We start from the raw sequence: 26,390 nt of genomic DNA, 5'->3' as shown, positions 1-26,390 counted from the left end.
ACAGCGTAATTCTACCTAGTTTGTTGTAATACTCAAAGCATTATTTAAAATAAGGTAAAGTTTTATGATATTTCTCAATACTCAAGCAGGATTGTTTTCCTCAAAGTGAACCACTTCGATACCGAATTTTTCTGCCACGGCATCGCCTAAGGCGCGTACGCCGTAACGTTCGGTCGCATGGTGGCCGGCACTGATAAATGCCACACCCGTTTCATTGGCAAGATGATATTGCGCCTCGGAAATTTCACCGGTCAGATACACATCAACACCTTCGTCTACGGCCGTCTGAAAAAATCCCTGCGCACCGCCGCTGCACCAGGCAATACGTTTGATTTCGCGTTCAAAATCGCCGATAACGGTCGGCTTGCGGCCGATCACCGCCTCAATGCGTTCAGACAACTGCGCCAATGTTTGCGTGGTTTTCAGACGACCTGTATTCAACAGGTTTTGCTCGCCGAATTGTTTTTCGAGCACCCAATCAAGTTTCTCGGCCAACTGCGCGTTATTGCCCAGTTGCGGGTGCGCGTCCAGCGGCAGGTGGTAGCCCGCCATATTGATTTGGTGTTGCAGCAAGGTTTCAATGCGTGCTTTTTTCCACCCGGTAATCGTGACAGGCTCGCTTTTCCAAAACATGCCGTGGTGAACCAAAAGCATATCTGCCCCCTGCTCTACGGCAAAATCGATTGCAGCTTTGCTGGCGGTAACCGAAGTGGCGATTTTGACAATTTCTTCTTTGCCTTCGACCTGCAAACCGTTGGGTGCATAGTCCTTAAACAGCCCTACCTGCAATGTCTCATCGCACCAAGCCAGAATTTCGCGGCGTAAAGCCATATTCCGCTCCTTATATCTATCTTCAAAAACAGCTTCGCATTCTAACCGCAAAATCTGTTTATGCCTCAAATTCTTACATTCCGATTTCAGCAATCATTCCCAACATTAATCATTTGCACATCATCATGAATTATTTTAATATACGCCACCTTACCCACAGGCCGTCTGAAAACACATGGACTCTATTATCGAATTGCGTCATCTCAAAACCTTGCTGGCTTTAGAAGAAACCGGCAGCGTTTCCCTTGCCGCCAAACGGGTTTTCCTGACCCAATCCGCCCTGTCGCACCAAATCCGCGCCTTGGAAAATTATTACGAAACGCCGTTGTTTGAACGTAAATCCACACCTTTGCGCTTCACTCCGGCCGGTATGCGCCTGCTGCAACTGGCGCGCGAGCTGTTGCCGCAGGTTGCCGCCGCAGAACGTGACCTGGTGCGGATTATCGAAGGAGAAGCCGGCGAACTCAGACTTGCCGTCGAATGCCACACCTGCTTCGACTGGCTGATGCCTGCCATGGGCGAGTTCCGCCCGTTATGGCCGCAAGTTGAATTGGACATCGTTTCCGGTTTCCAAGCCGATCCGGTCGGGCTGCTGCTGCAACACCGCGCCGACCTTGCCATTGTTTCCGAAGCCGAGCCGCTCAACGGCATCAGCTACCGCCCCCTGTTTGCCTATGAAATGGTCGGCATCTGCGCAGAAGACCACACGCTTGCCGACAAAGACGTTTGGGAAGCGGAAGATTTTATCGACGAAACCCTGATTACTTATCCCGTCCCCGACGAAATGCTGGATTTGCCCAAAAAAGTGCTGCTGCCCAAAGGCATTAATCCGCCACGCCGCCATAGCGAGCTGACCATTGCCATTATTCAGCTGGTTGCCAGCAAACGCGGCATCGCCGCCCTACCCTATTGGACGGTCATGCCGTATTTGGAAAAAGGCTACGTCGTCCACCGCAAAATTACTTCAGACGGCCTGCAAAGCAAACTTTATGCCGCCATTCGTACGGAAGATGCCAACAAAGGCTATCTGGACAACTTCTGCCAAATCACGCACGACCGCTGTTTTGCCGACTTGCCGGGTTTGAGCGAATTGGAAATGTAAACTTGAAACAATCAAAAGGCCGTCTGAACAATTTCAGACGGCCTTTTTTTACACAAAAATTTCACTGTTTCTATTCGGATTCATCCGAACCCAAACACACCGACAAATCGATTTCAGACGGCCATGTTTTATCGGGTGCAATCCGAATATCGAAATGCTCGCCGCGATAGTCGAAAATCAAACGCCAAGCGTGCAGAAACAGATGTTCCGCCTCATCGCCGCCATACAGTGTATCGCCCAAAATCGGACTGCCTATGCTTTTCATAGCCACGCGCAGCTGATGGGTTTTGCCGGTAAACGGTTGCAACACAAACAGACGCAAACCGGGCTTCAGGCTTTGGCTGCTGAAACGGGTAACGGCAAAATTATCCTCGTCACGCGTCAGCTTCCATGTACCGCGCCGCGAACGCGCCATACCGCCTTTTACCCAACCCTGCTTTTTCGCCGGCTTGTGCGTACCGAGTGCCAAATAAGTTTTACGCATGGTTTTCTCGGCAAACTGTGCCGACAAAGCCGCCGCGCTGTCGTGGTTTAACGCAAACAGCAACAGGCCGCTGGTGGCTTTGTCCAAACGGTGAACCAGCCACACGCGTTCAACGCCGAGCTGTTGCGCCAGCGATGCGGTCAGGCAAACATCCCCTTCCGATTCGCTGTGCACCGATACGCCGCAAGGCTTATTGATGACCACAAAGTCTTCGTGTTCAAAAACAATATCCCACATTTCAGACGGCCTTCAACACAATACCGTCGCCAAGCAGGGTCAAAATACCCAGCAGGCAGAACAAGATACACGCAGCAATGCGCACTGCTTTGGCCGGAATTTTGCGCATCAGCATTTCTCCCAAATACACGGCAGGCACAGAAGCAATCATCAAACCGGCAATACTGCCGACCACGACCAGCAGGATAGATTGGTATTTTGCCGCCAAAAGAACCGTCGCAATCTGCGTTTTATCGCCGATTTCCGCCAAGAAAAACAGGACGACCGTCGCCGTAAATGCGCCGTATTTCAGCCACTTGCCGTCAGGGTCTTCGTCTTTGTCCGGCAACAGCAGCCATAATCCGACCGCAATAAAGCTGCCGCCAACCACCCATTTCATAACTTCGGGCGAAATAGCGGATGCCAGCCAGACACCGAGTGCGGCCGAAACAAGATGGTTCAACAGGGTTGCAATAAAGATACCGGCAACAATCGCGTTTTTGTGGGCAAAACGTGCTGCTAAAAAGAGCGCCAGTAATTGCGTCTTATCGCCGATTTCGGCAATGGCAACGCTCAGCGCCGAGGAGAAAAAAGCTTCCATGATTTAAGATACTCAACCGAAAAGCGGGCAAACAAAAAGCGCTGTGCATACCGCCCGCAAGGGTATGGACAACGCTTACGTCTTGCCTGTCTTCCGATAAAGCAGGGAAGATACCGCTACCACGGCCGCACAAGCCGATTATGTTGACAACGGTTTCGGCATTGCGCCGAATGGCTACTCCCGTAAGAGTGAAGCGCGAATTGTAAGACAATTCATGGCTTGAAGCAACAGAAAGAAAAACAAAAGGCCGTCTGAAACCCTATAAAGCAGGTTTCAGACGGCCTTTTTCACAGCGATTAATTATCGGAGAACAAATCGCCTACTTTTTCCCAAAACGATTTCTTGCGCGGGGTTTGGCTGAGATCGAGGCCGGAGGAGATTTTTTCAAATTCTTCCAGTAACTCTTTCTGACGATCGGTCAGGTTGACCGGTGTTTCAACCAAAATGTGGCAGTACAAATCGCCGGTCGAGCTGGAGCGCAGAGACTTGATGCCTTTGCCTTTCACGCGCATGCGGCGGCCGGTTTGCGTTTCTTTCGGAATGTGCAGTTTGACTTTGCCGTCCAAAGTCGGCACTTCGACTTCGCCGCCCAATGCGGCAATGGCAAAGCTGATCGGCAGTTCGCAATGCAGGTCCAAGCCGTTGCGCTCGAAGATTTTGTGCTGTCTTACGCGGACATTGACGTACAAATCGCCTGCCGGTGCGCCGTGTTGACCCGGCTCGCCCTCGCCGCTCAAGCGGATGCGTTGACCGTCGTCGATGCCTGCCGGAATGTTGACTTCAACTGTTTTGCTGGTTTTGGTGCGGCCTTCGCCACGGCATTTGACGCAAGGGTCTTTGATTTCTTTGCCTGTACCGTGACAAGTCGGACAAGTCTGCTGCATTTGGAAAATAGCTTGACGGACGTGTACCGTGCCTGAGCCGTGACAGGTCGAACAAGTCGATGCGGATGTGCCCGGTTTGGCACCTGAGCCGTGGCAGACATCACATTCTTCGTAAGTCGGAATGTTGATGCGTTTTTTCACGCCTTTGGCGGCTTCTTCAAGCGAAATCTCTATGCCGACCTGCAAGTCCGCACCGCTGTAATCCGGCTGACGGCCGCCTGCGCTGCCGCCACCGCCGAACATTTGGCTGAAAATATCGGAAAAATCGAAGCCTTGCGCACCACCGAATCCGCCTTGGCCGCCAAAACCGCCAAAGCCACCGAATCCGCCCGCACCTGCGCCCTGTTCGAACGCGGCATGGCCGTATTGGTCGTACATGGTACGTTTTTCCTTGTCAGACAAGGTGTCGTAAGCTTTTTGGACTTCTTTAAATTTTTCTTCCGCTTCTTTGTTGTCAGGATTGCGGTCGGGATGGTATTTCATTGCCAGCTTGCGGTAGGCTTTTTTGATTTCATCGTCGCTAGCGCTGCGGGCAACACCAAGGGTTTCGTAATAATCTTGGGTACTCATAATTTTGATAGTGTTTTGAATAAGTTTGAACTGGGTCGGATATGTGGGCGGAAGGTAAAAAACTCAAGTCGATATTTTTAAGGCCGTCTGAAAATTTTGTTTCAGACGGCCTCCCTCGCTTTGTCAAAGCATGATAATGGCCTTAAAGTGAAAGAATATTTAACCCTATGTCGCTGTTTTATATTAGAAAGGTTTTCTTCCATAATGAAAAAAGTTGCTTCCTTTTTATGCCTGATGCTGATGGCGACCGCTGCCCAAGCCGCACCTTCCGACAGCGAACGCATTGCGGCACTGGAGCGTCAGGTGGCAGCGCTGACTGCCCAAGTAAACCGCCTGCTGAGCGAACGTTTGGACGAGCGTTCCGCACGCAGAAACAACGAAGTTCATGTGTGCACGTTGTCGGCATTTACCGACACCTTCCGTGCTGAAAACGTCAACCACGGCCGCGCCCGCTTGGATGTGATCCAGCAATGCCGCCGCCAGCATGCGGAAATGTTCTGCAAGGAAGAAGCCGTCCGTTGCCAGACTTACCGTTAACCTTTCATACTCAGGCCGTCTGAAACCCTGTTTTCAGACGGCCTTTTGATTGTTTGCGTTCTTCCACATCAAAACAAACGGGAAACAACAATGCTAAACAAAGCGGTTGACATGATGTTACGACACAAGCAATCCGCTTCTGAATCCGCTATAATCTGCGTTTGATTTTATTTTCCAACGCCTTTTGTACAAAGCGAAACATCATGCAAGAACAATATCAACCCGCCGCCATTGAGCCTGCGGCGCAGAAAAAATGGGACGACGCCCGTATTTTCAACGTCTCCGAAGACGCTTCCAAACCCAAATACTACTGCCTTTCCATGTTCCCTTACCCCAGCGGTAAGCTGCACATGGGGCATGTGCGCAACTACACCATCGGCGACGTATTGAGCCGCTTCAAACTCTTAAACGGCTTCAACGTCATGCAGCCCATGGGTTGGGACGCGTTCGGCATGCCTGCGGAAAATGCGGCGATGAAAAACAACGTCGCCCCTGCCGCATGGACTTACGACAACATCGAATACATGAAAACCCAGCTCAAAAGCCTGGGTTTTGCGATTGACTGGGAGCGCGAAGTCGCCACCTGCAAACCCGAATACTACCGCTGGGAACAATGGCTGTTTACCAAGCTGTTTGAAAAAGGCATCGTCTATCGCAAAAACGGCACGGTAAACTGGGACCCCGTCGACCAAACTGTCCTTGCCAACGAGCAAGTCATCGACGGGCGCGGTTGGCGTTCGGGCGCGTTGATCGAAAAGCGCGAAATTCCGATGTATTACTTCAAAATCACCGATTACGCCGAAGAGCTGCTCAACGACTTGGACAAGCTGGAACACTGGCCGGAACAAGTCAAAACCATGCAGCGCAACTGGATCGGCAAATCTCGCGGTATGACCGTGCGCTTTGCCGTTTCAGACGACAGCAAACAAGGTTTGGAAGGTGATTACGCGAAATTTCTGCAAGTTTATACCACCCGTCCCGACACGCTGATGGGCGCGACTTATGTTGCCGTTGCCGCCGAACATCCGCTGGCAACCGCCGCAGCCGCCGACAAACCCGAATTGCAGGCATTTATCGCCGAATGCAAAGCCGGCTCCGTTGCCGAAGCCGACATGGCGACGATGGAGAAAAAAGGCGTGCCGACTGGCCGCTACGTCGTCAACCCGCTCAACGGCGACAAGCTGGAAGTGTGGATTGCCAACTATGTATTGTGGGGCTACGGCGACGGCGCGGTGATGGCGGTTCCGGCGCACGACGAACGCGATTTCGAGTTCGCCACCAAATACAATCTGCCTAAAAAGCAGGTTTTACAACGCATAACAATCGGACTTTCGCCAGAGCAAGAAGAGGCTATGGGTTTTGGTGGTGGTTCCGGATGTGGTGCTGGTTATGGTGATGGTAGTGGTTCCGATTCAAGAGATTTGCCGTTTATGCCTAATAAATGGCAAGTATGGTATGGAGTCAAAGATGACTTCATGGTCTTAATCAACTCAGGTGAACTGGACGGCATGAATTATCAGACAGCATTTGATGCTGTCGCCGCTAAATTACAAGCTATCGGAGCAGGCGAACCGAAAACCCAATACCGCCTGCGCGACTGGGGTATTTCGCGCCAACGCTACTGGGGCTGCCCGATTCCCATCGTCCATTGCGAACAATGCGGCGACGTCCCCGTGCCAGCCGACCAACTGCCCGTCGTCCTGCCTGAAAACGTCGTCCCCGACGGCATGGGTTCGCCTTTGGCAAAAATGCCCGAATTTTACGAAACCACCTGCCCATGCTGCGGCGGCGCGGCGAAACGCGAAACCGACACCATGGACACCTTCATGGAATCGAGCTGGTATTTCTTCCGCTACATGTCGCCCAAGTTCGCAGAAGGCATGGTATCGACTGAAGCCGCGAAATACTGGGGCGCGGTCGACCAATACATCGGCGGTATCGAACACGCGATTCTGCACCTCTTGTACGCGCGCTTCTTCACCAAACTGATGCGCGACGAAGGCTTGGTCAGCGTGGACGAACCGTTCGAACGCCTGCTCACGCAAGGCATGGTCGTCTGCGAAACCTACTACCGCGAAAACGCCAACGGCAGCAAAGACTGGATCAACCCCGCCGATGTCGAATTGACTTTCGATGACAAAGGCCGCCCCGTTTCCGCCGTCCTCAAAGCCGACGGGCAGCCCGTTGTCATCAGCGGCACGGAAAAAATGTCCAAGTCCAAAAACAACGGAGTCGATCCGCAAGAACTGATTAACGCCTACGGCGCGGACACCGCCCGCCTGTTCATGATGTTCGCCGCACCGCCAGAGCAGTCCCTCGAATGGAGCGACAGCGGCGTCGAAGGCGCACACCGCTTCTTGCGCCGCCTGTGGCGCACCGTTTACGAATACCTGAAACAAGGCGGCGCGGTCAAAGCGTTTGCAGGCAGCCAAGACGATTTGTCTAAAGAACTCAAAGACCTGCGCCACAAACTGCATTCCACTATCGCCAAAGTCAGCGACGACTACGGCCGCCGCCAGCAGTTCAACACCGCCATCGCCGCCGTGATGGAATTGCTCAACCAATACGACAAAACCGACACCGGCAGCGAACAAGGCCGCGCCGTCGCCCAAGAAGTATTGGAAACCGCCGTACGCCTGCTGTGGCCCATCGTGCCGCACATCTGCGAAACCCTATGGAGCGAATTGAACAGCGCGAAACTGTGGGAAGCAGGCTGGCCGACAGTCGACGAAGCCGCCTTGGTCAAATCCGAAATCGAAGTGATGGTTCAAGTCAACGGCAAACTGCGCGGCAAAATCACCGTCGCCGCCGACGCCTCCAAAGCCGACCTCGAAGCCGCCGCACTCGCCACCGAAGGCGCGGTGAAATTCATGGAAGGCAAGCCCGCCAAGAAAATCATCGTCGTTCCCGGACGCTTGGTGAATATCGTCGTCTAAACCGCTTTTAAGGTTTAGCCATACGGATAAAGGCCGTCTGAAACTTGGTTTTCAGACGGCCTTTTATTTTGGCTTTCAATTCTAACCGTTATTTCATTTAAATGTAAGGTTTTCAATTAAATCAAAATCATAAAGATATTTTTGAACCATAGTATTCAAATGAAAACCTTCGCTTTGATAAAAACAAGGTTTAGCCGAATAAAGAAAGGCCGTCTGAAACCCTATATTCAGGTTTCAGACGGCCTTTTTTACTACCCGATTTTATTCGCCGTAATAGGCTTTGGTCAGGATTTCTTCCATATCGGCCACCATGGCGAGGCGTGGGTTGGCCGGGGTACATTGGTCTTCAAAAGACATCATGGCCAGTTCTTTGCGGCCGTCGATGAAGGTTTTCTCATCGATGCCCTGCTCTTTCAACGACATTTTGATGCCGACGTTGACCGCCAGTTCATGACAGGCGCGGGCGAAGGATTCGACGCCTTCTGCCGGTGTGCTGCATGGCAGGCCTAAGGTACGGGCGATTTCCTGATATTTCAGGTCGGCTTTGTAGTAGTTGTACTTCGGCCAGGTGGCGGTTTTCTGCGGGCGCGTGCCGTTGTAGCGGATGACGTGCGGCAGCAGGATGGCGTTGGCGCGGCCGTGAGGAACGTGGTATTTGCCGCCGATTTTGTGTGCCATCGAGTGGTTGATGCCCAAGAACGCATTGGCAAACGCCATGCCTGCGATGGTGGAGGCATTGTGCATGTGTTCGCGTGCTTCGGGGTCGGACGCGCCGTGTTTGTAGGAGCGTTCGAGGTATTGGAACACGAGCTTGATGGCTTGCAGGGCGAGGCCGTCGGTAAAGTCGTTGGCAAGCACGGAAACGTATGCTTCTACGGCGTGGGTCAGTACGTCCAGACCGGTGTCGGCGGTTACGCCAGCGGGAACGGTCATGGTAAACGCGGGATCGACGACGGCGATGGTCGGGGGTAGCGAGTAGTCGGCGATGGGGTATTTTTTGTCGCCGTCGCTGATGACGGTAAACGGCGTGACTTCGGAGCCGGTGCCCGATGTGGTGGGGATGCCGATGAATTTGGCTTTGCGGCCCAATTCGGGGAAGCGGAAGGCGCGTTTGCGGATGTCCATGAATTTTTGCACCAAGTCTTCAAAATCGACTTGCGGCTGCTCGTAGAAGAGCCACATGGCTTTGGCTGCGTCCATCGGCGAACCGCCGCCCAGCGCGATAATGGTGTCCGGCTGGAAGCTACGCATCAAGTCCGTACCTTTATAGACGGTTTGGACGCTCGGATCGGCTTCGACGTCGGTGAAAAGCTGGATGGTTACTTTGTTTTTGCGTTGGTGGAGCTGGTGGGTCACTTTATCGACGAAGCCCAAATCGACCATCAAACGGTCGGTCACAATCATGACTTTTTCGCAGTCTTTCATGTCTTGCAGGTATTGGATGGAATCGCGCTCGAAATAGATTTTGGCGGGTACTTTGAACCATTGCATGTTGTTTCTCCGACGGCCTACTTTTTTGATGTTTAACAGGTTGACTGCGCTGACGTTGCCGCCGACGGAGTTTTTGCCGTAAGAGCCGCAGCCCAAGGTCAGAGACGGCAGGAAGGCGTTGTAAACGTCGCCGATGCCGCCGAAGGTGGAAGGCGAGTTCCAAATCACGCGCAAGGCTTTGACGCGGGTGCCGAAGGTTTTTGCCAATTCATGGTCGGCGGTATGGATGGCGGCGGAGTGTCCCAAGCCGTCGAAGGCGACCATTTGTTCGGCAAACTGCAAGCCTTGTTCGGTGGAATCTGCTTTGAGCATCGCCAGTACGGGCGAGAGTTTTTCGCGGGTCAGCGGCTCGTTGGGGCCGACTTCGCGGCATTCGGCGATGATGATGTTAGTTTTTTCAGGGACTTTAAACCCAGCCTGTTCGGCAATCCACGCCGCCGGTTTGCCCACAACGGCGGCATTGAGTTTCGCGCCGCCGCAGTTGGCGCAGTTTGCCGTAACGCCGAAGATGAAGTCTTCGAGCATGGCTTTTTCTTTTTTGTTGGCAAAGTACACGCCGTAGGATTTGAACTCTTCGACCAGCTCTTTATAAATCTCTTTATCGGCGATGACGGCTTGTTCGCTGGCGCAAATCATGCCGTTGTCGAACGCTTTGGACATCACGATGTCGTGTGCCGCCTGCTGGATGTTTGCCGTTTTTTTTCAACATAGGCAGGCACGTTGCCCGCACCGACGCCGAGCGCGGGTTTGCCGCAGGAATAAGCGGCTTCCACCATCGCATTGCCGCTGGTCGCCAAAATCGTCGCCACGCCCGGATGCTTCATCAGCGCGGAAGTGCCTTCCATAGACGGTTTTTCAATCCACTGGATGCAGTTTTCCGGCGCGCCGGCGGCAATCGCGGCATCACGCACGATTTGGGCGGCGTGGGCGGAACACTGCTGGGCGGAAGGGTGGAACACTACTGGGCGGAAGGGTGGAACACTACTGGGCGGAAGGGTGGAACACTACTGGGCGGAAGGGTGGAACACTACTGGGCGGAAGGGTGGAACGAGAAAATAATCAGATTGCGGGTTTTCAGCGCAATCAGGGATTTGAAAATGGTGGTGGAAGTCGGATTGGTGGTCGGCACGATACCGCAGACGACCTCGACCGGATCGGCGATTTCGGTAATGCCGGTTACATCGTCTTCGCTGATGACGCCCACGGTTTTCAAATCGCGCAGGCAGCGCACGACGTTTTCGCAGGCAAACAGGTTTTTGGTCGCTTTATCTTCAAATACACCGCGCCCCGTTTCTTCGACCGCGTGCATGGCGAGTACACCATGTTTGTCCAGCGCGGCGATAGAGGCTTTGGCCACAATAAAATCAATCTGCTCCTGATCCAACTTAAGAAACTCATCCAACGCGCGCAAACCCTTTTCAACCAGGCTATTTACCTCGGCTACGGCTGGGCTGACGACGTTGTCGGCTGATGCGTTCATGGTGTATCTCCTTAATAAAAGATGGCAATAAGGTCAATAAATTTTCACTACGATTACTATAAGTAATTTAGTTACATTCTGCTTTGACCTACATCACAAACCATGATTGAACTTTTCAGACAGCATCTTTATCATTTATTCATTTTAATTTATTGAAGTATAATGGTTTTATCCTAAAGAAACCAAAGACGGTCATTCTTGGTCGCTTTCCCCGCATATTAAAATAAGAACAGAAAACCAATGTATTAAAATTACATAATCAAAATAAAACAAAGGCCGTCTGAAAAATATTTTTCAGACGGCCTTTGTTTTATGTCTGCCTTTTATTGACTGATGTCTTCCAGCGTACGGCCTTTGGTTTCTTCACCCAATACCAAGATTACCGCCACAATCAGCAGCATAACCAGCGCAAACATCATAAAGATATTGCCGAAGCCGCCGCTGTTGCCCACCATCGCCGCCACTACCATGGGCGCGAGTATGCCGCCGACGCGGCCGATGGCGCCTGCCCAGCCGGATGCGAAGGCACGGAAGCGCAAGGGGTAGAGTTCGGGGGTGTAGGTGTACAAAACGCCCCATGCACCCAAGTTGAAGAAGGACATCAGGCTGCCCCAGATCATGACTTCGGCCGCAGTTGTGCTTTGCCCGAAAAACCATGCGCACACGGCGCAAGCGGCCAGAAAGCCTGCCAGCGTTGCTTTGCGACCGATTCTTTCCACCAAAGCCGCGGCGGCAATATAGCCGGGCAGTTGCGCAACAATCATCACCAGCACATATTCAAAGGTTTTGACCACGGTATTACCCTGCTCGACTAGTAATTTGGGCAACCAAGTAAAAATGCCGTAATACGAAAACACAATGCCGAACCAAACCAGCCACAGCATCAGCGTGCGCCGTGCAAACGGATGTTGCCAAAGTTGGACGAAGCGGATGCGTTCGCGCGGGGCGGCCGGGGCGGCAACGGCTTCTGTCGGCGGCGTGATGCCCGATTGAGTTTCCAGCGCGGATACCAAACGGTGCGCTTCGTTGGTTTTGCCGCGGGAAAGCAAGTAAGGCACGGATTCGGGAACAAACTTCAACACCAACGGCACATAAAACAGGGGTAAGGCGCCGAATAAAAACGCGCTGTGCCAGCCGGTTTGCGGAATAAAGAAATAAGACACCAGCGCGGCCGAGAGCCAGCCCAAGCCCCAAAAGCTTTCCAACAACACAATAAAACGGCCGCGTACTTTCGGCGGCGCATATTCGCTGACCAGCGACACGGCGACGGGCAGTTGGCCACCCAAACCGACACCGACAAAAAAGCGGCACACCAGCAAAACCGCCAAGTCAGGCGCGAGTGCGCACAAGCCTGTGGCAATGCTGTACACCACCATCGTACCGGCAAAAACGGTTTTCCGTCCGAACCTGTCCGCCAGCCAGCCGCTGAATACCGCGCCCAAGGCCATGCCGACGAAGGCAATACTGACAATCCAGCCCAACTGCGCCGGAGCCAGCGCCCAATCTTTGCCCAAAGCCGGCAATACAAACGACACCAAGCCTGTATCCATGGCATCAAACAGCCAGCCTATGCCGACCAACACCAAAAGTTTGTAATGGAAGCGGGAGGGCGGCAGATTGTGCAGCCGCGTCAGAATATCCATAACTTCTTTCCTTTATTTGTGTATTATCGAATTAGATTTTATAAATAACTGCTTGAGTTTCAGCTACAAACCTAAAAATAGAGCATTGTGTCGATTTTAACATTTATACAATATGCAAAGAATAGGAAACGCGCGTTTTTTTGGCTATTTTTGAATATCTTAATCTCGGCGATAAACCGCATACCATTTTGAAACATAAAACAAGAAATCACTTCAGGCCGTCTGAGAGTTGATGATCTGGTTTTCAGACGGCCTGCCGTTTTTTGCAAAGGCTTCATGCTTGGGTTATGATGTTTATTTGTAATATGTAAACAGATGATTGCCTGTTTTTACATAACAGGCCGTCTGAACAACGGAGAACGATATGAATGCGGTTGTAATTGCGGTCATCATCATGCTTGTGCTGTCTTTATCGCGCGTGCATGTGGTGCTCAGCTTGGCTGTCGGCGCGTTTGTCGGCGGCTTGGTGGCCGGTATGCCCTTGGAGAATGTAACCAACGCGGCCGGCGATGTGGTGCAGCAAGGGATTATTCCTGTTTTTAACGAAGGCCTGAAAGGCGGGGCGCAAATCGCGCTGTCTTATGCCATGCTCGGTGCGTTTGCCATGGCCATCACGCATTCCGGTCTGCCGCAACAGCTCGCCGGCGTGATTATCCGCAAACTCAACGGCGGCGAAGGCAATGCGAAAGGCGAAGGTGCGGTCAAATGGCTGCTGCTGGCGATTATTTTGTGCATGGGTGTGATGAGCCAAAACGTTGTGCCGATTCATATTGCGTTTATCCCGATGATTATTCCGCCGCTACTGTTGGTGTTCAACCGTTTGAAACTCGACCGCCGCTTGGTGGCCTGCGTGATTACGTTTGGCTTGGTAACGACTTATATGTTCCTGCCTTACGGTTTCGGCGCCATTTTCTTGAACGACATCATGTTGGGCAATATCCGCTCGGCAGGCATGGACACCAGCGGCATCAATGTGATGCATGCGATGGCGATTCCGGCTTTGGGCATGGTGTCCGGCTTGCTGCTGGCCTTTTTGCACTACCGCAAGCCGCGTATTTATCAAAACAATACCACTGACACGGAAGACAACCGTGCGGCAGTGCAACAACAAGAGCCGTCAACCTATCGCAGCTTGGTGGCGGCCGTGGCGATTGCCGTGTGTTTTGCCATTCAGCTTTTGTATGATGGTTCGCTGGTGTTGGGCGCTATGTTGGGCTTTGCTGTGTTTATGATGTTGGGCGTGATGAACCGCTCTGCCGCCAGCGATGTCTTCGGCGAAGGCATCAAAATGATGGCGATGGTCGGCTTTATTATGATTGCGGCACAAGGTTTCGCCGCTGTAATGAACGCGACCGGCGACATTCAGCCTTTGGTCGAACGCAGCATGGCTTTGTTCGGCGGTAATAAAGGCATGGCCGCATTGACCATGTTGTGCGTCGGCTTGCTGGTGACCATGGGCATCGGCTCATCCTTCTCGACTTTACCGATTATCACCGCGATTTATGTGCCTTTGTGCATTAGCTTGGGCTTCTCGCCTATGGCGACCGTTGCCATCGTCGGCACGGCCGGTGCACTGGGCGATGCTGGCTCTCCTGCTTCCGACTCGACACTCGGCCCAACCATGGGTTTGAACGCCGACGGTCAACACGACCACATCCGCGATTCGGTTATCCCGACTTTTATCCACTACAATATCCCGCTGATGGCTGCCGGCTGGATTGCCGCGATGGTGCTGTAATATGAGCGATATTCAAGAATTGGAACACCGCGTCACGGAGCTGGAAATTCAGACGGCCTTGCAGGAAGATTTAATCGGCAGCCTGAACGACACCATCGCCAAGATGCAGCAGGCTTTGGATTTGCAGCAAGGCCAGTTGCGGCTTCTGTATCAACGGATGCAGGACAAAGGCGCAAACGGCGAACGTGAACCGTACAGCCTGCGCGACGAGATTCCGCCGCATTATTGATAAACTAAAAAAAGGGCGTGTTGGATACACGCCCTTTTCTTTCATAACACATAACAAAGGCCGTCTGAAAGTTAATCAAGCTTTCAGACGGCCTTTTAAACAATCAAACCTTACAAACAAGCCAATTCGTTGGCCATTTGCTGCTCGACGGTTTCACGTTGACGGATAAGTGTACACTCGCTGCCGTCAACCAACACTTCCGCCGCACGGTTGCGCGTGTTGTAGTTGCTCGCCATGCTTGAGCCATACGCACCGGCGCTGCGGATAAGCAGCAAATCCCCTTCTTCGCAGGCGATGGTGCGGTCTTTGCCGAGAAAGTCGCCGGTTTCGCAAATCGGGCCGACGATATTGGCCGTCAAAGGCTCAATGTCTTTGGTTTCGACCGCTTCGATGTGATGATAGGCATCATAAAGCGCCGGACGCATCAAATCGTTCATCGCCGCATCGACCATCACAAAGTTTTTCTCTTCGCCATGTTTGACGAATTCAACGCGCGTCAACAACGCACCTGCATTGCCGACCAAACTGCGGCCGGGCTCGAGAACCAGTTTCAGACGGCGTGTACCGATCAGTTTTTGAACTTCTTTGGCATACGCACCCAAATCAGGCACATTTTCATCTTGGTAAACAATGCCGACACCGCCGCCCAAGTCCAAGTGTTCCAACACAATACCTTCATCTGCCAGTTGGTCGACCAAGGCCAAGATACGTTCGCAGGCTTCGACAAGCGGGCTGAGGTCGGTCAGTTGTGAGCCGATATGGCAGTCGATACCGACGATTTTCAAATGGTTTTGTCGGGAAGCATGACGATAGGCCTCAAGCACATCGGCATAGGCAATACCGAACTTGTTGGCTTTCAGGCCGGTGGAGATATAAGGATGGGTTTTGGCATCGACATCAGGGTTGACGCGCAGGGAAACCGGAGCGACTTTACCCAAACGCGCGGCAACTTTCTGAATGCGGTCGATTTCGGGAATGCTCTCCATATTGAAGCATTTCACGCCTGCATTCAGTGCGAATTCAATTTCTGCTTCACTCTTGCCCACACCGGAAAAAATCGTTTTCGCCGCATCGCCGCCTGCCGCCAAAACACGCGCCAACTCGCCGCCGGATACAATGTCAAAACCGCTCCCCAAAGAAGCAAAGTGCTTGATGATGCTCAGGTTGCCATTCGCTTTCACTGCGTAGCAGACAAGCGGATTTAAAGCAGCAAACGCGGTTTGGTAGTTTTCAAACGCCTCGGTCAGCGCAGATTTGCTGTACACATAAAGTGGCGTACCAAACTCTTCGGCAAGGTGTGTATAAGGGAGTTGTTCGCAGAATAAAGTCATGTTTGTGAAGTCTTTTTTTAATCGTTGGTTTGAGTAGTCGGTTCTTTGGCCGTATCGAATTTCAAGCCGGTTTGAATCACGCCGAAGTGTGCCTTGTCGCCTTCTTTGGGCAGGTAGAGATCGCCTTTGTAGCCGCAGGCAGAGAGCAGCAGAGCCGTTGCCGCTGCAAAAAATACGCCGTATTTCATCAGTAAAACTTTCTTCATCATTACGAATGTGGCAAGATTCGGTATCTTAAACAAAAACCACACAAAAAGCCATGATGACAGAAAGCGAATTCATCCGCATGAGCGAAGAATTGTTCGAACACATCGAAGACCAAATCGATGAAAACGGCTGGGATTTCGACTGCCAGTTTGCCGGAAACGTACTGACCATCGAAGCCGAAAACGGCACGCAAATCATCGTCAACCGCCACACGCCCAACCAAGAATTGTGGATTGCCGCCAAAAGCGGCGGCTACCATTTCGCCGAGCAAAACGGCAAATGGCTGGCAACGCGCGACAGCCGCGATTTCTACGACGTTTTAAACGAAGCACTGAGCGAGGCTTCAGGCGAAGCAGTTGAGATTGCGGAATTGTGATTCAGTCTTCAAATATCCCTAGCTAAAAATCTATTTACCTCAAAGGACACCCAAATGCCCCTACTAGACAGTTTCAAAGTCGACCACACCCGTATGCACGCCCCTGCCGTACGCGTGGCCAAAACCATGACCACGCCCAAAGGCGACACCATTACCGTATTCGACCTGCGTTTCTGCATTCCCAACAAAGAAATCCTGCCTGAAAAAGGCATTCACACGCTGGAGCACCTGTTCGCCGGTTTTATGCGCGACCACTTAAACGGCAACGGCGTTGAAATCATCGACATTTCCCCGATGGGCTGCCGCACCGGTTTCTACATGAGTCTCATCGGTACGCCCGACGAGCAAAAAGTGGCCGACGCATGGCTCGCTTCAATGCAGGATGTTTTGACCGTTCAAGACCAAAGCAAAATCCCCGAGTTGAACGAATACCAATGCGGCACTTACCTGATGCACTCGCTTGCCGAAGCACACGAAATCGCCCAAAACGTTTTGACACGCAAAGTCGCCGTCAATAAAAACGAAGAGCTGACATTGGACGAAAGCCTGTTGAACGCTTAATCCGCCATGACAGTAAAGGCCGTCTGAAACTTTATATGACAAGTTTCAGACGGCCTAAGATCTTTTGTTCCAATTTTCAACCTTCCAGCCACAGTTTTACACCGCCTAAAAATAAGTTGGCGGATGCTGACAGTGTACATAGTATAATTACACTTTAAACAAACAACCTGATTCTATTGCCTTTATGAAACCGTTTTTCTGCAAAACCGCCATTGCCCTCAGCCTGACCCTCCCTGCCGCCGCCAACGCTGCCGAGTATGTCTGCAATGTTGAAGGCATCACTGTTTATGCTTCATACCAGATCAACAATACCTGCCGCGTAGTTGACACAAACACCACCACAGAGAGCGGCATTGTTGCAGAACCTAACGTATTCACTGAATCTGAACCAACTAATAAATCCGTTACAAATGGTTCCGCCATTCTCAATGATATGTCCGCTTTAAAAACGGTACAAACAACAGAATTTAAAGCATCTGCCGCTGACTACGCTCATGCTTCTCAAGCAACGCCTGCGGTACAAACCCCAGTCGTTGTTACTCGAAATGAATACGGTATTCCCGCACCTATTTCCATTCCTATTGCGCAAGCACGTCTAACTTCTCAAATTGACAAAAACGTTGCTGACGGCCTTGCCATTCTCAGCGATACAGCTGTTTTAGACACTGCCCCTACAATAAAGTCTGAAATTGACACTACCGACGTTCTCAAGGTCATGTCTGCTACTACACAGCCTCAAACTATGGCTGTTCAAACTCCAAACAATACTCCTACCCCTATTACGCAAACCCTTCCAACAACATCTGCGATTCAACTCCCTCAAACAATTATTCAGAATCCTGTTGTTTTACCCCAAACACCTGATAAAACTACGGCCAAACAAAATAACCAAACCGTAATTACCTCAGATGAAGCAATTGACAAAACACCTATCAAAGTTGAAACCAAGCGTAAAGGTAAAGCCTATACCAAAACCTCAACCCGATATAATGCAAAAAACACCAATACTGGTAAAACAACTGTCGCAAACACGGCTAACGAACAAACGATTAAAACCGTTGTTGCGCCAACAGTAGAATCAAATGTACCAAATAAACCTGCTACAACGGTTTCCCCGGTAGATCAAAGCAAAACATCCGCGCAAACACCTTTCCCTAAGGCATATACACCTGCTGCTAATATTCCGTTTGATCCAAGCAATGTTTACAACGATATTAAAATTTTGCCCCATATTCCAATTACAAGTGTGACCAATACAGCCGAAGCCGCCAATCCGCGCCTCAATATTATCCTGCGCAACCGTCAGAACAAATCACGCGCCTCTTCATACAGCAAATACAAAGCCCCTGTTATCCGTACTGCTCCTGTGGTTACGCCGGCTCCTAAGCCAAGCCCTAAAGAAACCCGCAAACAGATATTGCAGACCGAAGTACGCAATGAACAGGCCGCTATTACCCACCTTCAAACCCAGCTGAATGCGGCCAAACAAAAAGGCGACCAGATTAAAATCCAACAACTGACCCATACCATCAACGCCCGTCAAGCGAATATCCGCGCTATTCGAGGCGAGATGTCTCGTTGATTGGTTTTTGATACAAAAAGGCCGTCTGAAAATATTTCAGACGGCCTTTTTAATGACGTAAACTTTTTTATTTAACAGACAAATACTTTCTCTAAAATCATTTGCTAATTACGCCAAAGTATATTTCTTCACATCCCTACCCTCATGCGCCATTACTTCTTCTATCCAATCGGCGATATTTTGCCAATAATATTGCGGCTTTTCAGATGGCCTATCAGCCTGCATCACTTCATCATTCAACACAATGGGAACACCCTGCTCTGCACCGGCTTCAAGCAACATCCAAATACTGCCTTCATGGGTATCGGCATGAGCTGCTTGATGTTCATATGCCCAGCCAACCGCAGCTTGTCCGCCATTTTGCACAGACTGCATCGCCAGCAATAATGGATGAAAGCAGGTATCCACATTGTTGTCAGCAGCCACGACCAAAGTTGCACCATGCGTGCCTAACGCTTGCGCGGCATGAAAAACGGGAGAGTTGTGCAGATTGGCGATAAAGTCAAACGGCATCGCGGCGTGATGGTTCAGCACATTGTCTGCCATTTTTTCAAATACGGATGGCGAAGAAAATGGTGTACCGAGAAAAACAGCGCAATCAGAACGGATTTCGCTTTGTTCCTTTAACTGCCCTGCACCAAGCGAGGCAATCAAACTCAAGCGGCTGAGGCGGCGGGTATCTATACCGCTTTGCTGCTTTAAGGTTTGTTTGAGGATTTTACCGCCGGTGCCGGCGTCAGTATCAAAACGCACGGCGGCGGTAATACGGATATTAGGATTTACGGTTGCCATTGCCATACCAAAGATGTGTTGCTGCCGCCAAAACCAAACTGATTGGCCAAACAGAAAAAGCCGCCTTTTTGTGAAGCCGCGCACTCGGAAAAACGAATTTCCCGCCCCTGATAATCGCTGCTTCCGCCTTGTTTTAAAGCGGATAAAAGCAAAGCCGTTTCGAGGGCTGCCGTTGCGCCAAGCGTGTGTCCGATTTGCGGCTTAAACGCCATCAAAGGCGGCAGTGTACCGAATATATTTTCCAGTGCGGCCAATTCGGCGGCATCGCTGTCAGCCGTGCCGATGCCGTGTGTTTTAACGGCTGTAATGCTTTCAGGAGCGATGCCTGCAATGTCTAACGCTCGGCGCATCACCTGCTCTTGCGCTTGGCCATCGCTTTGAATCAGGTCATTGCCTGTATTGGCGGCGTGTCCAATAAGTTTCAGACGGCCTGAAGAAGATTCGGGAGCAGCGGAAGATAAGGCAAGTGCGGCAACACCTTCGCCTAAAATCAAACCGTTTCCGCCAAAAGGCCGATACTGCTCGGCCAGCAAACCCAAGCTGTGAAAATGCAGTAAAGTCAGCCGGTTGAGGTTTTCAATGCCAAGCACAAAGGCACGCTCCGCCCCGTCGCGCAAACAATTATCCGCCTGAATCAGCGCGTGAGCAGATGAAGTGCAGGCAGTAGCGAAACTAAAAATCTGCCGATTGCCGCTGCGCCGGCGCAAATCTTCGGCGAGATAAAGCAAATTGTGTTCTTCTACCGCCCTATTGCCCGCAAAATGGCGGTTTTCATATTCGGAGATGGAATAGGAACTGGAACCGATAAACACCGGCGCATCATGCCAGCTTTCAGACGGCCAGCCTGCACTTTCAGCGGCTCGGCGCAAATGTTGTTCGGCAATATCCGCAAATTCCTTCCGCCCCAAACTGTCGCCTGCGAATGCACGAAAATAAGCAGCCTGCTGCGGTTGGTTTAAAAACGTATAAGACACCGCATCAGGCCGTCTGAAATCCGTTTGCGGATTCAAGGCAGAAGTGGCCGCCGTACCGCAAACCCAACTCACGCGCCATGCTCCGCACGGATAAACGCCGCCAAATCGCGTACGCACATCATATGTTTGCGCACCATCCGGTCGCCCTGCAGGCGCACTTGGAAATACTGTTGCAAGGCAACGCTGATTTGCAGCGCATCAAGCGAATCCAAACCGACCGGACTGTCATCGCCAAACAAAAGTGCATCGTCGGTAAAATCATCCATATCCACATCATCGGCCTTATCGGCCTCTTGCACGATTAACTTTTTCAATTCCGCTTCCAGCTCGTGCTCGGCCAGTGTAAAGGTGTAAGACATTTTTTAAACCCCCATTTTTATCTCTTGAAGCAGCTCATTTTAGCGAAACTCGCTACGCTCGTTTTCAGACGGCCCGAACTTTATGCAAAATCGCCCCAAAGCGTCTGCATGGCGGCAATGGCCGCAAGTGAGGCGGTTTCGGTACGCAACACCCGTTTGCCAAGCGTAACGGATTGAAAACCGGCATCAAATGCCTGCTGCTCTTCCTTCTCCGTCCAGCCGCCTTCTGGGCCGACCATAAACACGACTTTGCCGGATTGCGGCCGAACATCGCTCAGTTTTTGTGCGCGGTTCAAGCTCATTAACAGTTTGGCCGTTTCCTGCGGCAACTGTTGCAATGCCTGTGCATAAGTCGTCAGCGGCAAAACCTTCGGCACAATATTGCGGCCGCTTTGTTCACACGCTGAAACAACAATTTCCTGCCAACGCGCCACCCGCTTTTCAGCACGTTCGCCGCTCAAGCGGACGACACAGCGTTCGCTGATGACCGGGCGAATTTCTGCCACACCCAATTCCACGCTTTTCTGCAAAGTGAAATCCATGCGCTCGGCGGAGGATACCGCCTGTACCAACGTAATGTTCAGCGGCGATTCGTTGTCCGTTGCCTCTTCACGCAAAATCCGCACGCTGGCGCGGCGTTTTTCTAAAACTTCGGGCAAAGCCGGATATGCCTTGCCATTGCCGTTAAACAACACGATTTCTTCCGTGTTTTTCACGCGCAATACATTCAAATGGCGCACCACATTATCGGGCAATTCGACCACGCTGTCGGGGCTTAAGGCAAAATCAACATAAAATCGGGGCATGGTTTCCTGCTTTATTCATGTATATAATTTGAACTTTCGTGAACAAAATTGAAACACGGCGGCATACACTTGCCTGCCTGATTTCGATTTCATCCACTATAATTTGAAAACTTCCTGAATTTTAATCCACTGTCACGCAAAACTGCAAAAAACAAGGATACGCCGTGCTATACCGTTTACAGAAAGTCGTCCGCCACATCGCCCAAACCGAAGTCATGCCGCGTTTTCTGAACACGCCGTCACGACGCAAGGAAGACGGCTCGGTTTTGAGTGAAGCAGATTTGGCCGCACAAACCGCTTTTGCCGCCGCCCTGCCCTTATTGGAGGATTGTCCGATGCTGGGCGAGGAGATGAGCGTTCAGGAGCAAACCCGTTTGTGGAACGAACATTCAGACGGCCTGTGGATTGTCGACCCCATCGACGGCACAAACAACTTCGTCAACGGTTTGCCGCATTTTGCCGTATCCGTCGCACTGGTTAAAAACGGCCACTCCGAATTGGGCGTGATTTACAATCCGGTCAGCGGCGAATGTTTCTATGCCGAACGCGGCAAAGGCGCATTCCTCAACGGTACGCCGCTACCGCTGCGCTCCGAAAACAAAAAACTCAACGAATCCATTGCCGGCGTAGAAATCAAATACCTGCGTTCGGGCAAACTCGCCAGCCGCATGAATACCCTTGCCCCATTCGGCACAATCCGCAGCATGGGCAGCAGCACGCTCGACTGGTGCTATCTTGCCAGCGGCCGCTACGATATTTACATCCACGGCGGACAAAAGCTTTGGGACTACGCTGCCGGCGCATTGATTTTTGAAGAAGCCGGCGGCTGCCTGACCACTTTGGAAGGCGACGATTTTTGGAGCGGCGAACATGTATTCAAGCGTTCCGTCATCGCCGCATTGCAACCTGAACTGTTTCAGCAATGGGTGAAATGGATTCGAGAAAATCAGTAAAAATGCCGTTTATCTTCAAAAAATCACGATTATCTTGCAATTTATTGAAATTATTTCACTTCTTAACAGCATTTAATACTAAAAACGGTAGAATATTAATCGCTGACACAACACCGCTCTTTCATCCCTTTTGGGCGGTGCAGCAAGTAAGACGTTTTCCCGCAATGTATTGGCCATTCATACTTCTCCCTTAGTATGAATGGTTTTTTTTATCTGCAAAAACCGCTCAGGCCGTCTGAACGTTCAGACGGCCTCTGTTTACACTACTATTTGAAAAACTGTCCGCAACACGCCTTAAACTTTTTGCCCGAACCGCACAAACAAGGCTGTTTCATCGTCGGCAAAGCAACGGTCGGATCAATAAAGTACCAACGCCCGTCTATTTTCACAAACGCCGACAATTCATGATGGCACTCAGTTTGCCCGTTCTCTTCAAAATACGCCTCAAACTCGACCAAAGCATGCAGCTTGCCAAACGGCACATGACGGATAACCTTCAATCCCGACCACTGCGTCTGCTTACTCCATACCGCCAAATCCTGCTTGTCCAACAAATTCTGCTGCTCAGGGACAGTCGTGTCCACGATATAGTCGATTTCCTGCAAAACATACGCACTGTAACGCGAACGCATCAACTCTTCCGCCGTCGAGGCCGCCGCCTCACGCGCATGAAACGGTGCGCAACATTCCGTATAAACACGCCCCGACTGACAGGGGCAAAGTGTAGCCGTCATTCCTAATTACCCGAATAAATCCATTTCAAAATTATAACGTAAACCTGACTCAGGCCGTCTGAAAATGAGTGTAGCGAGTTTCGCCAAAACGATTGTAACGAGTTTACCAAAACGAGCGTGGAGAGTTTCGCTAAAATAAGCAAAGCGGGTTTCGCCAAAACAAACGCAACAATCTGATATAATGCGCCTTTTCGATTTTGACTATCCATGATGACCATTCCCATCCAAAGCATCAGCCGCCTGTTGCCGCAAACCCAATGCCGTGAGTGCGGTTATGAAGGCTGCCTACCCTATGCGCGCGCCCTGTCGGCAGGAGAAGCATCGGTAAACCTGTGCGCACCGGGTGGGGAAACCGTCATGAAAGACCTGGCCGACCTATTGGGCAAGCCCTACCTCGCTCCGGCAAAAACGCAAATCAAAGCCGTAGCCCTGATTGACGAAGCTATCTGCATCGGCTGTACCGCCTGCATCCGCGCCTGCCCTGTCGATGCCATTATGGGCGCGTCCAAACTGATGCACACCGTCATCAGCGACGAATGCACCGGCTGCGGCTTGTGCGTTACCCCCTGCCCCGTCGACTGCATCGACATGGTTCCCGTATCGCAGCCCTTCCTGCCGTCCGCACGCCGTTTCAGCACCTCTGCCGAACCGCGCTTTGCCGCCGCCGAACACGCACAAAGCCGTTTTGAACGCCATACCGCGCGCAAACAGCGCGACGATGCCGAACGCAAAGCCCTGCTGGCGCAACGCGAAGCCGCCGTCAAAGCCAAACAGGCCGCACAGGCACAAACCCAAACAGCCGCACCAAGCGCCGCATTCAACCCCATGGATTTGATTGCTAAAGCCATGGCAAAAGCGCAATCGCAACAGGACAAACTCGTCTCCTCCGACAACCGCGAAGACTTCAAAGCGCGCCAAATCGAAGAAGCCAAAGAACGCGCCGAACTGCGCCGCGCCCAACGTGATGCCAAATACGGCAACGAAGCCGAAAAAGCCGCTGCCATCGAGTTTCTGCGCCGCTACAAAGCTGAGCAGGAAGCGGCCAAAGAAGCCCGCTGATTTCCAAAATAACAAACCCATTCCGACCGCATCAGGCCGTCTGAAAACATTGCACGAAAACCAATAACTTTATGACCACACAAGAATTTCCACACCAGCATACCGCTCATTGCGAAAGCGGTGTGATGTCCACCCTGCTCAAATACCATGGCCACAATTTAGACGAAGCCATGATTTTCGGTATTGCCCACGCACTGACATTTGTCTGGATGCCGCTGATCAAATTAAACGGCATGCCGCTGGTTTCCTACCGCATCGCACCGCGCGGCATCATCAAAAACACCTGCAAGGCATTGGGGCTGAAATTGTCCGTCCGCAAATTTTCCAATGCCCAAAAGGGACAAGACGCGCTGGATGCCGCGCTTTCATCGGGCAAGCTGGCGGGTTTGCAGACCTCCGTATTCTGGCTGCCGTATTTCCCGCCGCAAATGCGTTTCCATTTCAACGCACACAATCTCTTGGTATACGGCAAAGACGGCGGCGACTACCTGATCAGCGACCCCGTATTTGAAACCGTGCAGCGCTGCGCCGCCGAAGATTTGCAGCGGGCGCGCTTCGCCAAAGGTGTATTGGCGGCAAAAGGCATGATGTACACGCTGGAAAACGACAGGTCGTCTGAAAAAATCATGGCAGACTTGCCCGCCATTATCCGCAAAGCCATACGCAAAAACGCCAAACATATGCTCGCACCGGTCTTTTTCATCGGCGTAAAAGGTATCCGCACGCTGGCCAAAAAAATCGAATCCCTGCCCGCCAAACAAAACGACAAATACCAAAAACTGTTTCTCGGCCATTTGGTACGGATGCAGGAAGAAATCGGCACCGGCGGCGCAGGTTTCCGCTACATCTACGCCTACTTCCTCGAACAAGCCGCCCATATCTGCAACGAACCTGCGTTTCAGACGGCCTCAGAACAAATGACCGCCATCGGCGACCAATGGCGGCAGTTTGCAGCGATGTGCGTGAAGCAGTGCAAAAAGCCGTCCAAAAACGGCTGCCGCGAAATCGCCGCATTTTTGCGCAAGATTGCGGATGATGAGGAAGCCTTGTGGCGGGGATTATTGAAATAATGGGGAATCCTGCGGCTTAACTCAATCCGCCGCGTACAGTTTTGAAATCAGGCCGTCTGAAAACTAAAAGAAATTAAAAATGCGTTACCTAACTACTGTCTTATTATTGTGTTCCGCCTTAACCCATGCCGCGCCGCCAAACGGCTTTGCCTTGGTGCATGATGCCGACGGACACACCAACTTGCGCAAAAGCCCAAATTTGAATGCCAAAGTCTTGGCAAAAATTCCCAACGGCACACCGTTGGAATGTTTGGGTGACGGCGGTGAAGGCAGCCTGAGTTTCTGTACTGCCCAGCTGCAACAACCTGCCGCAGAAGACTACGGTTTCATCCATTACAGCCGTCTGATATTTCCCGCCTCCGACAAAAACTTCGTCCGCCTGCGCGAACAATCCGGTCGCGACGATACGCTGACTTTGTCCGGCAACGGACAAAAGGTACATATCGTTGCCCGCCGCATCCACTCTAAACGCAGTGATTTCTCGGGTATCAACAAAGACAAATACACCGCGCGGCTCTATCGAGGCAAACCTTTCTATGGTACAGACTACGACATTCCAAAAAGCGTGTTCGCGCTTGAACGCATCACGCTAAACGGTCAAGCGGTTCCCGCTGCCGAACTGCAAGGACTCTTTTCGCCCGATTTTGCCTCCACCGCACGCGACAGCAATGTGTATCAAGGCTGGGAAGCCTATTATCGCGACAGCAATAAGACGCTTTATCTGTTCGGCAGACAAGGTTCGGACGGTGATCCCTTCGGCGTCTGCTTTATATTTAAGGACGGCAAATTCCAGCGCCGTTATTTATGGGGTGCTGCGATTTAAATATCGCTCGAAAAGGCCGTC

Annotated in this window: 27 protein-coding genes; 12 read left to right on the top strand and 15 right to left on the bottom strand. The window is 51.6% G+C overall.

The features are described from left to right. Positions 1-81 precede the first annotated feature (81 nt). A complete protein-coding gene (locus tag ACTHTQ_RS03115) occupies positions 82-831 on the bottom strand; it encodes a Nif3-like dinuclear metal center hexameric protein (protein ID WP_440363066.1) in 750 nt (249 codons plus the stop codon). A gap of 175 nt (positions 832-1,006) precedes the next feature. Here ACTHTQ_RS03115 and ACTHTQ_RS03110 point away from each other — a divergent pair, with 175 nt between their 5' ends. Then, positions 1,007-1,933, top strand: a complete 927-nt coding sequence (locus ACTHTQ_RS03110; RefSeq protein ID WP_440363065.1) for a LysR family transcriptional regulator — start codon at positions 1,007-1,009, stop codon at positions 1,931-1,933. A 70-nt stretch (positions 1,934-2,003) separates the two neighbouring features. On the opposite strand, the gene ACTHTQ_RS03105 is transcribed toward ACTHTQ_RS03110, so the two are convergent. The 3 genes from ACTHTQ_RS03105 to dnaJ form a co-directional block, all read right to left on the bottom strand. Continuing rightward, positions 2,004-2,654, bottom strand: coding sequence for a TIGR01621 family pseudouridine synthase (locus tag ACTHTQ_RS03105; RefSeq protein WP_440363064.1), 651 nt, complete (start codon positions 2,652-2,654; stop codon positions 2,004-2,006). Between the two features lies 1 nt (position 2,655). Beyond that, entirely contained in the window at positions 2,656-3,234 is a 579-nt protein-coding gene (locus ACTHTQ_RS03100; protein WP_440363063.1) for a TMEM165/GDT1 family protein, read from the bottom strand. Positions 3,235-3,530: 296 nt separating this feature from the next. After that, entirely contained in the window at positions 3,531-4,688 is a 1,158-nt protein-coding gene (gene dnaJ, locus ACTHTQ_RS03095; protein WP_254321446.1) for a molecular chaperone DnaJ, read from the bottom strand. 204 nt (positions 4,689-4,892) lie between these two features. Here dnaJ and ACTHTQ_RS03090 point away from each other — a divergent pair, with 204 nt between their 5' ends. Both ACTHTQ_RS03090 and leuS read left to right on the top strand, forming a co-directional pair. Next, positions 4,893-5,225, top strand: coding sequence for a hypothetical protein (locus ACTHTQ_RS03090; protein WP_440363062.1), 333 nt, complete (start codon positions 4,893-4,895; stop codon positions 5,223-5,225). A 203-nt stretch (positions 5,226-5,428) separates the two neighbouring features. After that, complete coding sequence (gene leuS / locus ACTHTQ_RS03085) at positions 5,429-8,161, top strand: leucine--tRNA ligase (protein ID WP_440363061.1); 2,733 nt, start codon at positions 5,429-5,431, stop codon at positions 8,159-8,161. A 261-nt stretch (positions 8,162-8,422) separates the two neighbouring features. Here the strand turns inward: leuS and adhE are convergent, their stop codons facing one another. The 4 genes from adhE to ACTHTQ_RS03065 form a co-directional block, all read right to left on the bottom strand. Beyond that, the gene (gene adhE, locus ACTHTQ_RS03080; RefSeq protein ID WP_440363060.1) at positions 8,423-10,312 is read right to left on the bottom strand and encodes a bifunctional acetaldehyde-CoA/alcohol dehydrogenase; all 1,890 of its coding nucleotides are present in this window, start codon (positions 10,310-10,312) and stop codon (positions 8,423-8,425) included. Next, positions 10,312-10,611, bottom strand: coding sequence for a hypothetical protein (locus ACTHTQ_RS03075; RefSeq protein ID WP_440363059.1), 300 nt, complete (start codon positions 10,609-10,611; stop codon positions 10,312-10,314). Before ACTHTQ_RS03075 ends, adhE begins: the two co-directional genes overlap by 1 nt. Before the next feature lie 68 nt (positions 10,612-10,679). After that, a complete protein-coding gene (locus ACTHTQ_RS03070; protein WP_440363058.1) occupies positions 10,680-11,132 on the bottom strand; it encodes a hypothetical protein in 453 nt (150 codons plus the stop codon). A gap of 323 nt (positions 11,133-11,455) precedes the next feature. Continuing rightward, positions 11,456-12,775 (bottom strand): MFS transporter, encoded by a 1,320-nt coding sequence (locus ACTHTQ_RS03065; RefSeq protein ID WP_070749794.1) that lies wholly within the window; start codon positions 12,773-12,775, stop codon positions 11,456-11,458. 364 nt (positions 12,776-13,139) lie between these two features. Between ACTHTQ_RS03065 and ACTHTQ_RS03060 the strand changes: the two genes are divergently transcribed. Both ACTHTQ_RS03060 and ACTHTQ_RS03055 read left to right on the top strand, forming a co-directional pair. Continuing rightward, the gene (locus tag ACTHTQ_RS03060) at positions 13,140-14,513 is read left to right on the top strand and encodes a Na+/H+ antiporter family protein (RefSeq protein ID WP_440363057.1); all 1,374 of its coding nucleotides are present in this window, start codon (positions 13,140-13,142) and stop codon (positions 14,511-14,513) included. A gap of 1 nt (position 14,514) precedes the next feature. Then, positions 14,515-14,742 (top strand): SlyX family protein, encoded by a 228-nt coding sequence (locus tag ACTHTQ_RS03055; RefSeq protein ID WP_004518924.1) that lies wholly within the window; start codon positions 14,515-14,517, stop codon positions 14,740-14,742. A 110-nt stretch (positions 14,743-14,852) separates the two neighbouring features. Here the strand turns inward: ACTHTQ_RS03055 and lysA are convergent, their stop codons facing one another. Then, positions 14,853-16,073, bottom strand: a complete 1,221-nt coding sequence (lysA, locus tag ACTHTQ_RS03050) for a diaminopimelate decarboxylase (RefSeq protein WP_440363056.1) — start codon at positions 16,071-16,073, stop codon at positions 14,853-14,855. Between the two features lie 17 nt (positions 16,074-16,090). Further along, positions 16,091-16,282: an LPS translocon maturation chaperone LptM gene (gene lptM, locus ACTHTQ_RS03045; RefSeq protein WP_440363055.1), complete on the bottom strand. Its 192-nt coding sequence runs from the start codon at positions 16,280-16,282 to the stop codon at positions 16,091-16,093. A 50-nt stretch (positions 16,283-16,332) separates the two neighbouring features. Here lptM and cyaY point away from each other — a divergent pair, with 50 nt between their 5' ends. From cyaY to ACTHTQ_RS03030, 3 genes are all read left to right on the top strand, one after another. Then, on the top strand, positions 16,333-16,656 hold the full coding sequence (gene cyaY / locus ACTHTQ_RS03040; RefSeq protein WP_036472792.1) for an iron donor protein CyaY: 324 nt from the start codon (positions 16,333-16,335) through the stop codon (positions 16,654-16,656). A gap of 54 nt (positions 16,657-16,710) precedes the next feature. Continuing rightward, positions 16,711-17,217 carry an S-ribosylhomocysteine lyase gene (luxS, locus tag ACTHTQ_RS03035; protein ID WP_440363054.1) on the top strand — a complete coding sequence of 169 codons (507 nt, stop codon included), beginning with the start codon at positions 16,711-16,713 and terminating at the stop codon, positions 17,215-17,217. Positions 17,218-17,401: 184 nt separating this feature from the next. Continuing rightward, complete coding sequence (locus ACTHTQ_RS03030; protein WP_440363053.1) at positions 17,402-18,799, top strand: hypothetical protein; 1,398 nt, start codon at positions 17,402-17,404, stop codon at positions 18,797-18,799. 108 nt (positions 18,800-18,907) lie between these two features. On the opposite strand, the gene ACTHTQ_RS03025 is transcribed toward ACTHTQ_RS03030, so the two are convergent. The 4 genes from ACTHTQ_RS03025 to ACTHTQ_RS03010 form a co-directional block, all read right to left on the bottom strand. After that, complete coding sequence (locus ACTHTQ_RS03025) at positions 18,908-19,597, bottom strand: hypothetical protein (protein WP_440363052.1); 690 nt, start codon at positions 19,595-19,597, stop codon at positions 18,908-18,910. Beyond that, entirely contained in the window at positions 19,579-20,637 is a 1,059-nt protein-coding gene (locus tag ACTHTQ_RS03020; RefSeq protein ID WP_440363137.1) for a beta-ketoacyl synthase N-terminal-like domain-containing protein, read from the bottom strand. The genes ACTHTQ_RS03025 and ACTHTQ_RS03020 overlap by 19 nt, the downstream gene beginning before the upstream one ends. After that, the gene (locus ACTHTQ_RS03015; RefSeq protein ID WP_003748215.1) at positions 20,634-20,924 is read right to left on the bottom strand and encodes an acyl carrier protein; all 291 of its coding nucleotides are present in this window, start codon (positions 20,922-20,924) and stop codon (positions 20,634-20,636) included. The genes ACTHTQ_RS03020 and ACTHTQ_RS03015 overlap by 4 nt, the downstream gene beginning before the upstream one ends. 80 nt (positions 20,925-21,004) lie before the next feature. Further along, on the bottom strand, positions 21,005-21,730 hold the full coding sequence (locus ACTHTQ_RS03010) for a 16S rRNA (uracil(1498)-N(3))-methyltransferase (protein WP_440363051.1): 726 nt from the start codon (positions 21,728-21,730) through the stop codon (positions 21,005-21,007). Between the two features lie 164 nt (positions 21,731-21,894). On the opposite strand from ACTHTQ_RS03010, the gene ACTHTQ_RS03005 reads away from it, so the two are divergent. Further along, positions 21,895-22,683 (top strand): inositol monophosphatase family protein, encoded by a 789-nt coding sequence (locus ACTHTQ_RS03005; RefSeq protein ID WP_440363050.1) that lies wholly within the window; start codon positions 21,895-21,897, stop codon positions 22,681-22,683. A 266-nt stretch (positions 22,684-22,949) separates the two neighbouring features. Here the strand turns inward: ACTHTQ_RS03005 and ACTHTQ_RS03000 are convergent, their stop codons facing one another. After that, complete coding sequence (locus tag ACTHTQ_RS03000; RefSeq protein WP_070633091.1) at positions 22,950-23,417, bottom strand: YchJ family protein; 468 nt, start codon at positions 23,415-23,417, stop codon at positions 22,950-22,952. 210 nt (positions 23,418-23,627) lie between these two features. Between ACTHTQ_RS03000 and ACTHTQ_RS02995 the strand changes: the two genes are divergently transcribed. The 3 genes from ACTHTQ_RS02995 to ACTHTQ_RS02985 all read left to right on the top strand — a co-directional run bounded on the left by ACTHTQ_RS02995 (position 23,628) and on the right by ACTHTQ_RS02985 (position 26,369). Next, positions 23,628-24,476, top strand: a complete 849-nt coding sequence (locus ACTHTQ_RS02995; RefSeq protein ID WP_440363136.1) for an RnfABCDGE type electron transport complex subunit B — start codon at positions 23,628-23,630, stop codon at positions 24,474-24,476. Positions 24,477-24,547: 71 nt separating this feature from the next. Next, a complete protein-coding gene (locus tag ACTHTQ_RS02990) occupies positions 24,548-25,546 on the top strand; it encodes a BtrH N-terminal domain-containing protein (RefSeq protein ID WP_440363049.1) in 999 nt (332 codons plus the stop codon). A gap of 79 nt (positions 25,547-25,625) precedes the next feature. Beyond that, positions 25,626-26,369 carry an SH3 domain-containing protein gene (locus ACTHTQ_RS02985; RefSeq protein ID WP_440363048.1) on the top strand — a complete coding sequence of 248 codons (744 nt, stop codon included), beginning with the start codon at positions 25,626-25,628 and terminating at the stop codon, positions 26,367-26,369. The last annotated feature ends 21 nt before the right edge of the window (positions 26,370-26,390 follow it).

The organism is Neisseria sp. P0020.S003, from assembly GCF_051957095.1.
Lineage (GTDB): Bacteria > Pseudomonadota > Gammaproteobacteria > Burkholderiales > Neisseriaceae > Neisseria > Neisseria subflava.
This window is presented reverse-complemented; position numbering and strand designations above follow the sequence as displayed.